The following is a 12,471-nucleotide window of genomic DNA, read 5'->3' on the forward strand; positions in this document are numbered from 1 at the left end:
TTTGTGAAAGATGGGGTACTCGGTCAGCCTTTGGTGGCGCCGAGAGTGAGGCCTTTGACGAAGTAGCGCTGCGCGAACGGGTACGCGAGCAGGATCGGGCCGATGGTGACGGCCGTGAGCGCGAGCCGGATCTGGTAGACCGGCGCTGCCTGGGCGGTGGTCTGCGGCAGCGTCGCCGCGTTCGTGACACTGGAGATCAGGTTCTGCAGCAGCAGCTGCAGGGGGTACTTGTCCGGCTCCGAGATGAACAAGAGCGCGTGGAACCACTCGTTCCAGTAGGTGACGGCGTAGAAGAGCCCGATCACCGCGAGGATCGGCTTCGACAACGGCAGCGCGATCTGGAAGAAGATGCGCAGCTCGCTCGCGCCATCGACCCGGGCCGACTCGAGGATCTCCTCGGGGAGCTGGCGGAAGAAGCTGACCTGGATGAACACCAGGAACGGCGCGACGACCATCGGCAGGATGACCGCGTACAAGCTGTTCTGGAGTTTCAGGTACTGCGTCACGAGTAGGTAGAGCGGGACGAGTCCGCCGGTGAACAGCATCGGGATGTACGTGAAGATCGCCAGCGGCTTGCTGAGGTACGGCAGCCGCCGGGCGATCACCCACGCGATCCCGGACGTCGCCGCGAGCGAGAGCGCCGTACCGACGATGGTGATGAACGCGCTGGTGCGGTAGGCGCTGAGCACCGCCGGCCCGGTGAAGATGGTCTGGTAGGCGTCGAGTGAGAACGGCTTGGGGAACAGGCTGTAGCCGCTGACCGAGAGCTTCGACTCGTCGGTGAACGAGCCCGCGATGATCATCCAGAACGGAACCAGGCAAACGATCGCGAACGCGGCCACGCCGATCACGCTGATCACGGTGAACGGGTCGACGGAACGCCGTCGTACTGAGGTGCTGCTCATAAGATGCTGGAATCCTTCGCGTAGCGGCGTTGCACCATCACGGCGGCGACGACCAGAACGAACCCGACGACGGACTGGAACAGGCCGATGGCGGCGGTGGTGCCGAAGTCGCCGAGTTGGCGCAGCGATCGGAAGACGTAGGTGTCGATCACGTCGGTGGTCGGGAACAAGGTGCCGTTGTCGCCGACGATCGCGTAGATGGTGCCGAAGTCGCCGTAGAAGATCCGGCCGATGCCGAGCACCAGCAGGACGGCCGCGGTGGGGCGGAGCAACGGGACGGTGATCCGCAGCGCCATCTGGGCGCGGGATGCGCCGTCCATCATGCCGGCCTCGTACACCTCCTCGGGAATGGCGGTGATCGCGGCCAGGAAGATGATGCTGAGATAGCCGCCGAGCTGCCAGACCTTCACCACCGTGAGGATCCACGGCCACGGACCGGGCTCGGTGTACCAGCTGACCTCCGGCAGGCTGAACACCTTGAGCAGGTCGTTCGCCGCACCGCCGGAGCCGCCGACGCCGGCGAGGAGGACCTGCAGGATGATGCTGATCACGATCGGCGAGACGAAGTACGGGAAGAAGATCACCGACTGGACGGATCGCTTGAAGAGCTTGTGCCGGACCTCGTTCAGCATCACGGCCAGGCTGATGCCGGCCAGCATCGTCGCGGCGAGGAACAGCAGGTTGAGGAACAGCGTGTTGACGAGGATTCGTGGCGCGTCACCGGAGCTGAAGAAGTACCGGAAGTTGTCGAGCCCCGACCACGGACTGCCGAAGATGCCGAGGTTGACGTCGAAGTCCTTGAAGGCCACCACCAGGCCGGCCATCGGGGCGTAGCTGAACACGACGAAGAAGGCGACCGCGGGCACCGCCAGGATCAGCAGGGCAAGCTGTGGACGATGCCCGGCCCGGTTGCGGGTCTTCCGCGTCCGCTGCCCGGGCGCATGGTCCGGTTCGGTGGCGGAGACAGGTCGGGGAGCACGTACCTCGGGCTCTTTCCCGGGTGCAGTGGTGCTCAGGCTGGGGCCCACGATGGCCTCCTCCAAGGGGTTGATAGGCAAACGCTTTCCCGCAACGTACAAGGGGGAAACGGCGTTGACAAGACCCTGGAATCGGACTGTTGCCGGACGCCCCGACCGAAACTTTCCGTGCTCTTCGACGCCTTGACGGGGTCGAGTTCGGCGCCTTAGCTTCCCGGCCAGGCAAACGTTATCCCGCTACGTGGGCCGGTTCCCTGAGTGGAGGAGTTTCCTGGTGGCGTGTGTCGACCGGAGAAGGTTGCGCGAAGGCGGGGTTCACCGCGGCGGTGGCGCGGTGGACTCGCGGATGACGAGCTCGGTGGGCAGCTCGAGGTGCCCGGTGACCTCCTCGCCGCGCATCCGGCGAGCGAGCAGCTCCAAGCCGGTCCGGCCCATCTCGATCAACGGTTGCCGGACGGTGGTGAGTGCCGGGACAGTCACCCGCGCCTCGGTGACGTCGTCGAAGCCGACGACGCTGAGGTCCTTGCCGACCTGCAGGCCATGGGCGCGGATCGCCTGGCCTGCCCCGACCGCCATCAGATCGGAGGCGGCGAACACCGCTGTGGGCGGTTCTGCCAGCGACAGCAGCTTCTCCATCGCAGTCCGCGCTTCATCCTCGTGGAAGTTGCCGTCGAGCACATACTCCGGCTGTACGTCGATACCGGCGTCGGCCAACGCGGATCGGTACCCGGCGAGCCGTGCCCGGGCACAGAGCTTGGGCGGACTGCCGCCGATGTGCGCGATCCGTCGATGACCCAGCTCGAGCAGGTGCCGGGTCGCGGCGTACGCGCCTTTCTCGTTGCTCGCGGCAACAGTCGGTACGCCGTCCGGCGGGCTGGTGATCGGGTCGACGATGACGCATGGGATGCCGAAGTGGGTGAGCCACTCGTGCTGCGCGGCCGTCGTTTCGACGAGCACGAGCAGCACACCGCCGGTGCCACGGTCGATCAAGTGGTCGAGCCAACCGCCGCTGGGGGACTCGCGTCGGCGCAGCTCGGCCTCGGAGGCGGCGACGACGATGTCGAGACCGGTTTCGCGAGCTGCGGCTTCGATGCCACCGAGCACGCTGGCCGCGTACGTGCTGCGCAGGCCGTGCAGGACGACGTCCACGAGCCGTCCGGAGCCACGCGGATCGGCCGGCGTACTGGGAGCGCGCAGGTAGCCCACCTGCCGGAGCGCCTCGGTGACCCGGTCCCGGGTTGCGGCGGCGACTCCGCCACGTCCGTTCACCACCTTGCTCACCGTCGGGACCGAGACCCCGGCCATCCGCGCGACGACCGCCATCGTCGGCCCGGACCGAACCGTCTCGACCATCTATGCCACCTCCGCTCGCCATCAGTATCTCTGGTCGAGCCTCGAACGAAACTTAGGGTGAGATGACCAACGCAACCGTCCGGAACCCGATCCTGCCGGGGTTTCATCCGGATCCGTCGATCCTGCGGGTCGGGGACGACTACTACCTGGCGAACAGCACGTTCGAGTGGTATCCGGGTATCCGGCTGCATCATTCCCGCGACCTGCGCGAGTGGCGGCCGATCGGGCATGCCCTAACTGGTGAGGCGATGCTGCCGCTGCGCGGCGTACCGGACTCCGGTGGGGTGTGGGCGCCGTCGCTCAGTCATCACGACGGACGGTTCTGGCTCGTGTACGCCGTGGTTTATACGACGGCCGGTCCGTTCAAGGATCTGGACATCTTCCTGGTGAGCGCGACGTCGATCACCGGGCCGTGGTCAGCGCCGGTGAACCTCGGTGGTGGCGGTTTCGATCCGTCGATCTTCCATGACGACGACGGGCGAAGCTGGCTGGTGAACATGAGCTGGGACGCCCGTCCGGATCGCGCGCCGTTCGCCGGAATCGTGCTGCAGGAGCTCGACCTCGAGCGTGGCTGCCTAGTGGGGGAGCAGCGGCGGATCCTCACCCACGACGAGTTGGTCGAGGGGCCGAACCTATACCGCCGCGACGGCTGGTACTACCTGATGCTGGCCGAGGGCGGTACCGGCTGGAACCACGGCATCCTGATGGCGCGATCGCGCACCATCGACGGTCCGTACGTGCTGGATCCGGACGGCTCTCTGCTGACCTCGCGCGACAACCCAGGGCTGACCTTGCAGAAGGCGGGCCACGGTGAGGTCGTGCAGACGCCGACCGGCGAGTGGTACCTGGTCCACCTCGCGAGCCGCCCAGTCCTGGCCCGCGGCGAACGCCGTTCGATGCTTGGCCGCGAGACCTGCCTGCAACGAGTCCACTGGACGTCCGACGGCTGGCTCCGCCTCGCCAACGGCACCCACTGGCCTGACACGTTGGTGGAACTGCCCACTGGTCCAGTCAGCGACGACTTGGTTCCACTTGTGGAGCGGGATGAGTTCGTGGAGGGATCGCTGTCCGTCGAGTGGAGTTCACTTCGGCAGCCGATGACCGCGAACTGGTTGAGCTTGACCGAACGCCCGGGCTGGCTGCGGCTGCGAGGACGCCAGAGTCTGCGGTCGCGGTTCTCGTTGAGCCTGGTGGCACAACGGCTGACGAGCACCCGGGTCGCGGTGACGACCTTGATCGACTGCACGCCGGTATTCCCCGGGCAGCAAGCAGGGCTGCTCTTCTGGTACGACACCACCACGCACTTCTTCATCGGCGTCACTGGCTCCGAGGCAGGCCCTCGCGTCGTACTCGCGAGCTCTGACGACGGCCGCTACACCGAACACGTGACCGAGATCGAGGTGAACGCACCGCTGCGGTTGCGCGGAACACTCGACCACGCGAGTCTCCAGTTCGCGGTGTCCTTCGACGGCGAGAAGTGGCACGACGTCGGTCCACTGCACGACGCGTCCGTCCTCTCCGACGACTACGGCAGTGCCTTGCGATTCACCGGGGCCTTCACCGGCCTCGCCGCCGTCGACTCCTACGCCGGCCGAATGCCCGCCGACTTCGCCTTCTTCGAAATCGCCCAGGAGCCAACGGTTTAGGGCGAGGTGAGGGAGGCGTAGTCGGAGGCTTTCAGTGGGTTGGTGGTGAGTGCGCCGTCTGCGAGAAGTGCTTCGACGGGTGCGCCGTCGCGGATCAGGCGAACCTCGTCGACCGTGGGGAGGGCGGTGATCGAGAGGACGATCTGGCCGACCGCGAGCACGTTCTCTGTTGGGGATCGGCCGTCTGTGTCGCCTGACAGCTCCAGGTCCACCAGTTGTCCTTGGTGGGCGATGACCGTCAATTGCAGGTCCGGCGGTAGCGCCGAGGCGATTGCCCGACCTTGCTCGAGATCAGTGGGTCCCGCGGTGAGCGACTGCAGGACGGACTCGATCCGGGCGGCTGGCGGTGTCCGCGGTGCTTCGCGACGGAGGCCGACGAGACGATCGTCGCGCACGAAGTACACCGTCACGGCGGAGGTGGCCGGGTCCGACGTACTCGGGGGTGCTGGTGTTTCCGTGGCTCCGCTGCGCAACTGGCTCGGGATGGCGGTGGGGTCGATCCCGACGGGTTCATTCTGGCCGGCGACGCCGCAGCCGGTCGCCGCGATCAGCAGCGCGCCGACAGCGGCCAGAAGCGAGGTGCCCGGCCTCATGCGGGCTCCGCTGGGAGTCGTACGACGAAACGCGCTCCGCCGCCTGGCGTTTCCGTACACCAGACGGCTCCCTGATGGGCGGCGGCCGTCTCGGCCACGAGGGCGAGGCCCAGGCCGGTTCCCGAGGACGATCCGCGTCCGGTTCGGCCGGTGGCGAAGCGGTCGAAGATGCGCTCGCGTTCGGGTGGCGGGACACCGCGGCCCTGGTCGTCGACCAAGATGACGACATCGCCATCGGTTCGGGAGGCGGTGACGGAGATCAGGCCGCCGCCGTGCCGGTCGGCGTTCTCGAAGAGGTTCCGGAACAGCCTGCCGAGCCGCGCTTTGTCCCCGCGCACGCGGATGGGTCCGCCGGAGGTCAGGAGTTCGGGTCCGTGGCCCACCTCGGCCAGGACATGCGAGATCAGCAGGTCGACCTCGATCGGTTCTTCGGTGTCGTTGTCGAGACCGGCGTCGGAGCGCGCCAGCTCCAGGAGGTCGTCGAGTAACCGCCGGAATCGGTCGAGGTCCGCGGTGACCAGATCGAGGGCCTGGCGCGAGCGTGGCGGCAACTCCGACCGCCGGGCGTTGAGCAGGTCCACGCTGGCGACCAAGGTGGTCAGGGGCGAGCGCAGTTCGTGACTGACGTCCGCCGCGAGCCGGGCGTCGCGGTTGATGCGTTGCTGCAAGGTGTCGACCATGCTGTTGAACGAACCGACGATGGTGGCGAGTTCAGGGTCGCGGGTATCGGGCAGCCGGCTGTCCAGGCGCCCGGCGGCGATCGCGGCCGCCGTACCGGCGACCCGGTTCAGGGGTACGACGACGGCGCGGCTCGCCCAGGCGCCGAGGCCCGCGCCGGCCGCGGCCGCGAGCAGCGCTCCGCCGATGAGCACGATGCTCAGCACGTTCAGGATTCCTTCGAGCTCGGTCAGCGGCGCCAGCTCGTAGAACTCCGCATCGGCCGACGGAATCTGCACCCCAACGGCGAGGACCGGTCCGGCGGCCGTCTGGATGCGTTGCGAGGCCGCTCCTCCTGACGAGATCCTTGTACGCAGCGCTTCGGGTACCGTCTCGCGGCCGTGGTCGAGCGAAGAGGCGTACCACCGGTCTTGCCACCTGAGCACAACCGTGGTGTCAGCAGGCGTTCCGGCCGCTGTCAGTACGGCCGAGATGTCCGCGTCGGCCGTCTCCAGCCTGCGCCTTACGAAGTCCGCATCGGCGAAAGTCTGATGCTGGACGGTGCGCTCGCGCTGGGAGAGGAGGTAGTTCCGTGACAGCTCGTAGGTGCTGATCGCGAAGATCGCCGGCACCAGCAGGGCAACCGCCGCGATGGCGAGGATCAGCCGGTGTCGCAGCCCCAGCGGGCCGGCCACGAAGCTCACTGTGGATCGACCCGGTAGCCAAGGCCGCGGACGGTCACGATCAAGCGTGGCTGGGAGGGATCGCGTTCCACCTTGGTACGCAGGCGGCGAATGTGCACATCGACGATTCGCTCGTCGCCGTAGAACCCGTGCTCCCACACCGAGGCCAGGAGCGCCTGGCGGCTGAGCACCCGGCCAGGCACCTGCGCGAGTTCGGACAGCAGGCGGAACTCGGTGACGGTCAGGTGTACGTCGGTGCCGTCAAGTCGTACGGCCCCTCTGGATCGGGACAGAACCAGGCTGCGCCGGGGATCGCCGTCGAGTACGACGTCCGGCTCGGCCGCCTCGGTACCCGTACGGAGCCGGCGCCGTAGTGCCCGAAGCCGGGCGGTGATCTCCTTGATCTGGAAGGGTTTGGTGACATAGTCGTCGGCGCCTGCTTCCAGACCGGCGACGATGTCGTGGGTGTCCGACCTGGCGCTCACCACGACGATCGGGATGTCGCTGAGGCGCCGGACCTCACGGATGCAGGTGTAGCCGTCGATCTCGCCCAGCATCAGGTCGACGATCATCAGGTCGGGCATCGCCTGGTGCACGTGTGCCAGCGCCGTCTCGCTGTCGGGCGCTTCGCTGACCTCGTAGCCCTCATCCTCCAGCGCGAGCCGGAGGACCGCCCGGATCCTGTCATCGTCCTCTACGACAAGAACTTGGAGTGGCATCCGCCCATCGTCGCAAACCAGCCTCGAACGTGTCGGTTGATGCCGATCTCGTCATCTGATCGTAAAGAACCGGTTCGAACGAACTCAAAGTCCGGCGCGGAGGCTGGAGGCCAGCTACACGAGGTCGGAGGCACCCGTCATGACCCACACCGCCCACAGCCCGTTGCCGCAAAAGGCGATCGTGACCCTGTCCGACGAACTCCTCGCGGACGGCCTATCGGCGTTGCGCTGGCGCCTCCGAGACCTGGTGATGGACGGCGTCTGCCTGGTCGTGATCGACATCTCCGACGTAGAACAAATCGAGTCGACCCTGCTGGCCGCCCTCCTCGACACCCACCGCGTCTGCCGCCAACGCGGCGGCGGCGTCGTCATCCGCCACGCCGACCGCAAAGCCGCCGACCTCCTCCGCCGCACCGGCCTAGACCGCGTCTTCAAAGTAGAAGACGACTCCTAACCACCAGTCGGCTCTTCGTTAGCGACACGCGGAACCACCGCGTCCGCGAACAGCATGTCACTACAGTGAGTAGTCGTCAGCGCACGAGCAGCGCTGATGTCGACGTCCTGGGGGAGGCATGCGCAATCCGCGACGTGAGGCCATCCTGGTTCGCAATGCCAGGACAGGGCGCTTCGACGACAAGACGCTGGAGGTCGTCAGCTACGCACAGCGGGCGGACGGAAGGATCGAGATCGTCTTCACCAGCAGCTCCAGGCCGTACCCGTACGGTCCGGAGCGAGTGCGGATCCTCGGACAGCCCGAACATGTCACTCTCGGCCAGGGGCAACAGATCGAGGTTGACGGTGTCATCTGGGAGAACGCGACGGAGGTCTGCACCTTTCCTGGCGACGATGGGTCCTGGTCACGCGTCTTCTATACGACGACGGAACGGGGCGAGGCGCACAGCATGCGACCGGCATCGCAGGTACGGATTATTTCGAATGTCGCAAACAATCCGGCGGCCGCGGACATTCTGGGCTACTGGCGCGACATCGTGTCCCGCCTGCCGACTGGCGACTCGCTCCGGTCGGTGTACGACTCGCTGGACTTCGTTCACCCCGAGAGCGCTTTGGGGCGGTACCTGGAGGGCTCACCGATCGAGGCAAGGGAACTCGGCACGGCCCCGATCTATCCCTTTCGCTGCAATCTGAGCCAACGGCAAGCGGTCGAGAACGCCCTCACCCACTCGATCTCCGTCATCGAGGGTCCGCCGGGCACCGGCAAGACCGAGACCATCCTGAATCTGATCGCCAACATCATCACGACCGGTTCGGCGACCGTCGGGGTGGTCTCGTTCGGTAACTCGGCTGTCGACAACGTTCGGGACAAGCTCGAGGCCCTTGGATTCGGGCACGTGGTTGCTCGGCTCGGCAACGTGGACATGGTCAACGACTTCTTCGCTCGTCAGCCGCACCGGAACGCGGAGCTCAAGGAGTTCGTGAACCAGACTCCGCCCGAGCCTCCCGCCGAGAGACTGGTCGAGCTGGACAGGCGCCTCCGCGGACTGCAAGAGGCAGAGCGGGATCGCGCGCGACTGCGCCAGGAGGTCGATGCCTACAGCTTGGAGCTTCGGCACTTCGAGAAGCACGTCGCGCCGGGTGACCTGTCGCAGCTCGACCGCCTACCGTTGCTCCGCCGCTCGTCCGACCGCATTCTCGACTACCTCGCCGAGTCGGAGCTGGAAGCGGGCCGGCGTCGCGGTCTCGTCCGACGGATCAGGACGTATTTCAAGTACGGATCGCTGCGTGGACTCGACCCCAGCGAGACGGCCGTGGTGCTTAGCCTGCAACGGGCGTTCTACGACCAGCGGATCGCCGAACTGACTTCACGGCTTGCGCAGCTGGATGACGAGCTGAGCAGAGCCGATTTCGCCGGGCTCCTCGACGAGCACAGCCGGCTATCGGTCCAGGCCCTGTACGCCGCACTCGGCGTCCGCTACCAGGGCCTTGAATCCAGGATCTTCACCGCCCGTGATTACCGACAGAATTTCACGCGCTTCGCCGCTGACTATCCGGTGCTGCTGAGTACCTGCCACTCACTGCGCCGAAACCTTCCGTCAGGGCAGCTTCTCGACTACCTCATCATCGACGAGGCGTCGCAGGTCAGCCTGCTGGCCGCGGGAGCGGCGCTGGCCTCTTGCCGGAACCTCGTCGTGGTGGGGGATCTCAAGCAGTTGCCACACATCGCGGATGGCGACGCCGCGCGCGACGCCATCGCGCCGCAGCCTGCGTACGATTATGAGGCGCACAGCATCCTTTCGTCGCTGAATGCCCTGTACCAGCAGGACCTCCCGAGCACCTTGTTGCGTGAGCACTACCGTTGCGACCCGGCGATCATCGGCTTCTGCAACAAGTCCTTCTACGACGGCCGGCTCGTCCCCTTCACCCGGAGCGAAGGCGAGCAGCCGATGATCGTGTGGCGCACCGCCGAGGGCAACCACATGCGCCGGCATCAAAGCGGTGGCCGATCGAACCAGCGCGAGGTGGATGTCATCGTCAACGAGGTCATCCCGCAGAACTGCGCGGCTATCCCTCGCTCGGACATCGGCATCACCACGCCGTACCGGCGGCAGGCCGATCACGTCAGCCAGGCCTTCATTACCGAGATCGACAAGATCGATGCGAACACCGTCCACAAGTACCAAGGGCGGCAGAAGGACGTCGTGATCATGACCACCGTTCTGGACGAGACCTGGCCTGGGCAGACCGGACTCAAGTTCGTCGACGACCCACAGTTGATCAACGTGGCGGTGTCGCGTGCGGTCAAGAAGTTCATCCTGGTGACGAACCACGACAAGCTCTCCAAGAGCCGGTACATCCGTGACCTCATTGACTACATCGGCTACCACGACGTCGATGGCGGCGTGCTCGATAGCCAGGTCGTGTCGATGTTCGATCTGCTCTATCGCGAGTACTCCGAGCGGCTGAAACCGCTGGCCGCGCGGTTGCGGAACGAGCTGAAGTACCGGTCGGAGGACATCGCCTGGACTGTGCTGCACGACATCCTGGCCGAGGAGCAGTACCAGCACCTGACCGTGAGCTCCCAGGTGCTGGTGCGGAACCTGCTGGCCGATGTCGAGCGACTGACATCTCGGCAGGCGACCTATGTCGGTAATCGGGCATCCGTCGACTTTGTCGTCTACAACCGGGTGAGCAACCGCCCGCTGCTCGCTATAGAGGTGGACGGGTTCGCGTACCACGAGAACAATCCGGCCCAGCTCGAACGCGACGCCCTCAAGAACGCGATCTTCCAGACGTACGGCCTGCCGCTGCTGCGGCTACCGACTACGGGCAGCGGCGAGGAGCAGAGGATCCGCGCGGAACTGGATCGCGCCGAGACCTATCGGACCGAGTCGCCCACCCGGTGAATCTCTGCGTCGCGATGCTGTCAGCCGACTCGTAGGAGATCGACTGCTAGGACTGCGAGTGCTGAGGTGGTGAAGATGGAGTAGGCGAGGAGGGCGCGGCCGCGGTCGCCTGCGCGGAGTTGCCGGTCGAGGGTCCAGCCGAAGATGAGCGTCTCGATGGCGGCGCCGATGACGCCGACCAGTGGGGTCCAGAGGCCGATGATGACGGCGACGGCGCCGACCGTGTGCAGGCTGCCCAGCAGGGTGACGACCCAGAGGTTGCGGCCCTGCAGGACGCCGAGGCGGGTCAGCTCGTCCAGACGGGCCAGGGCGACACCGAGGCGGGGGAGCTGTGTCGCCGCGGACGGCACGACCTCGAGCAACAACAGCACCGTGACCACAACAGCCAGTGCGAACATTCCCACCCCTACAAGCCCACGCGGCCGAACGACCGACGCCCAGACCCTACGCGCGGCAGCACTGAGGACCGCCGGAAGGTCTGGCGGAAATCGGAGGCGGGGGCTTGTTTGAGCGGCCTACGATGTTAGGAGGCCGGTGGGTGGGGGGAGTGATGGCTGGTTATGGCAGCGGTAGTCAGGTGCGGATCCGCGTGAGCGGGGTGGTCTGGTCATGATTGCTGTCCGGCGTGGCGGGCGCGGGCGCCGGCGGCGGCCGTTTTCGGTTGAGGCGCGGTTGGCCGAGCATGTGGACCGGTTGGGTGAGGAGCATCCGCCGATTCCGCTGGGTAGCGCCGACTATTCGATGGCGCGGCCGGAGTTGCTGGCCGAGAGGTTCGGTCCGGTGCTCACCTACATGTCCAGGGTCGAGCTGGAAGTCGAGCGGAACGTGCTCGAGCTGAATTTCCTGCTGCCGGATCCACCTGTTGTCGACCGGCACTTCTACACCGACGTGTGGCTTCCGCAGGAGACCCACCATGGCCTGCTGCTGGATCGGTTGCAGTCACTGGCCGGTCTGCCGCCGGCGGACCCGAACCTCACCTCGGTGGCGTTCAGCTTCCGCGTGCTCGGTTCCCTCGGGCGATGGAGCGCCGTACAAGACGTGAGCCGGATGCTGTATTACCTCACCGGCGTAGCGACGGAGCAGTCGGCCATTCTGGCGTACAACAAGCTTCACCGGGGATTGCTGGACCTCGGCGAGCGCGCTGTCGCCACGACCATCATCGCGCCGATTCGTCGCCAGGAGCCGGGCCACTTCGCCTACTACAAGATCGCCGCACAGGGGTTGTGGACGGAGCTGGGCTCGTGGCAGAAGTGGCTGGTCCGGACGCTGCGGCGCCATACGTTCGAACCGGTTGGCGCGTATACCAAGAGGCAGTGGGCGGAGTTCGGCGCGGTGATGCACCATCTCGGCATCACGGCGGAAGGTGGCAGCGGGTTGACCCGCTACGCCCAGCAGATCGGGCGGCTGGAACTCGAACTGTTGTGGGCGCGTAGGCAGGGGTTGCGTGTGCCTGCGTACGTCGTGGACGCCCTCAGGTCCGCCGCCAAGCTCGCGGCAACCGACCGCATCTAGAGACCCGTCGAGCTGTTGCAGGGGGTCATCGGGGTTATTAGTGTCGAGAAGATAACCCCTTCTG

Annotated in this window: 11 protein-coding genes; 4 read left to right on the plus strand and 7 right to left on the minus strand. The window is 66.3% G+C overall.

The annotated features are described in order from the left end of the window. Nucleotides 1–23 precede the first annotated feature (23 nt). From OG394_RS03620 to OG394_RS03630, 3 genes are all read right to left on the minus strand, one after another. The gene (locus tag OG394_RS03620) at nt 24–905 is read right to left on the minus strand and encodes a carbohydrate ABC transporter permease (protein WP_328993391.1); all 882 of its coding nucleotides are present in this window, start codon (nt 903–905) and stop codon (nt 24–26) included. Then, complete coding sequence (locus OG394_RS03625) at nt 902–1,933, minus strand: ABC transporter permease (RefSeq protein ID WP_328993393.1); 1,032 nt, start codon at nt 1,931–1,933, stop codon at nt 902–904. The genes OG394_RS03620 and OG394_RS03625 overlap by 4 nt, the downstream gene beginning before the upstream one ends. 264 nt (nt 1,934–2,197) lie before the next feature. After that, nucleotides 2,198–3,235, minus strand: coding sequence for a LacI family DNA-binding transcriptional regulator (locus OG394_RS03630; protein ID WP_328993394.1), 1,038 nt, complete (start codon nt 3,233–3,235; stop codon nt 2,198–2,200). A gap of 62 nt (nt 3,236–3,297) precedes the next feature. Between OG394_RS03630 and OG394_RS03635 the strand changes: the two genes are divergently transcribed. Then, complete coding sequence (locus OG394_RS03635; RefSeq protein ID WP_328993395.1) at nt 3,298–4,881, plus strand: glycoside hydrolase family 43 protein; 1,584 nt, start codon at nt 3,298–3,300, stop codon at nt 4,879–4,881. On the opposite strand, the gene OG394_RS03640 is transcribed toward OG394_RS03635, so the two are convergent. From OG394_RS03640 to OG394_RS03650, 3 genes are read right to left on the minus strand one after another with little or no spacing between them, the layout of a single operon-like run. Beyond that, nucleotides 4,878–5,474 carry a GerMN domain-containing protein gene (locus OG394_RS03640; RefSeq protein ID WP_328993396.1) on the minus strand — a complete coding sequence of 199 codons (597 nt, stop codon included), beginning with the start codon at nt 5,472–5,474 and terminating at the stop codon, nt 4,878–4,880. The genes OG394_RS03635 and OG394_RS03640 overlap by 4 nt on opposite strands. Then, complete coding sequence (locus OG394_RS03645) at nt 5,471–6,826, minus strand: sensor histidine kinase (protein ID WP_328993397.1); 1,356 nt, start codon at nt 6,824–6,826, stop codon at nt 5,471–5,473. The genes OG394_RS03640 and OG394_RS03645 overlap by 4 nt, the downstream gene beginning before the upstream one ends. A gap of 5 nt (nt 6,827–6,831) precedes the next feature. Beyond that, complete coding sequence (locus OG394_RS03650; RefSeq protein WP_328993398.1) at nt 6,832–7,533, minus strand: response regulator transcription factor; 702 nt, start codon at nt 7,531–7,533, stop codon at nt 6,832–6,834. Nucleotides 7,534–7,672: 139 nt separating this feature from the next. Here OG394_RS03650 and OG394_RS03655 point away from each other — a divergent pair, with 139 nt between their 5' ends. Both OG394_RS03655 and OG394_RS03660 read left to right on the plus strand, forming a co-directional pair. Further along, entirely contained in the window at nt 7,673–7,987 is a 315-nt protein-coding gene (locus tag OG394_RS03655) for an STAS domain-containing protein (RefSeq protein WP_328993399.1), read from the plus strand. Nucleotides 7,988–8,105: 118 nt separating this feature from the next. After that, nucleotides 8,106–10,895 carry an AAA domain-containing protein gene (locus OG394_RS03660; RefSeq protein WP_328993400.1) on the plus strand — a complete coding sequence of 930 codons (2,790 nt, stop codon included), beginning with the start codon at nt 8,106–8,108 and terminating at the stop codon, nt 10,893–10,895. Between the two features lie 20 nt (nt 10,896–10,915). Here OG394_RS03660 and OG394_RS03665 read toward each other — a convergent pair whose 3' ends face one another. Then, nucleotides 10,916–11,293 (minus strand): DoxX family protein, encoded by a 378-nt coding sequence (locus OG394_RS03665; RefSeq protein ID WP_328993401.1) that lies wholly within the window; start codon nt 11,291–11,293, stop codon nt 10,916–10,918. A 274-nt stretch (nt 11,294–11,567) separates the two neighbouring features. On the opposite strand from OG394_RS03665, the gene OG394_RS03670 reads away from it, so the two are divergent. Continuing rightward, nucleotides 11,568–12,407 (plus strand): GTP-binding protein LepA, encoded by an 840-nt coding sequence (locus OG394_RS03670; protein WP_328993402.1) that lies wholly within the window; start codon nt 11,568–11,570, stop codon nt 12,405–12,407. Nucleotides 12,408–12,471 lie beyond the last annotated feature (64 nt).

Origin of the sequence: Kribbella sp. NBC_01245, from assembly GCF_036226525.1 — a bacterium.
Lineage (GTDB): Bacteria > Actinomycetota > Actinomycetes > Propionibacteriales > Kribbellaceae > Kribbella.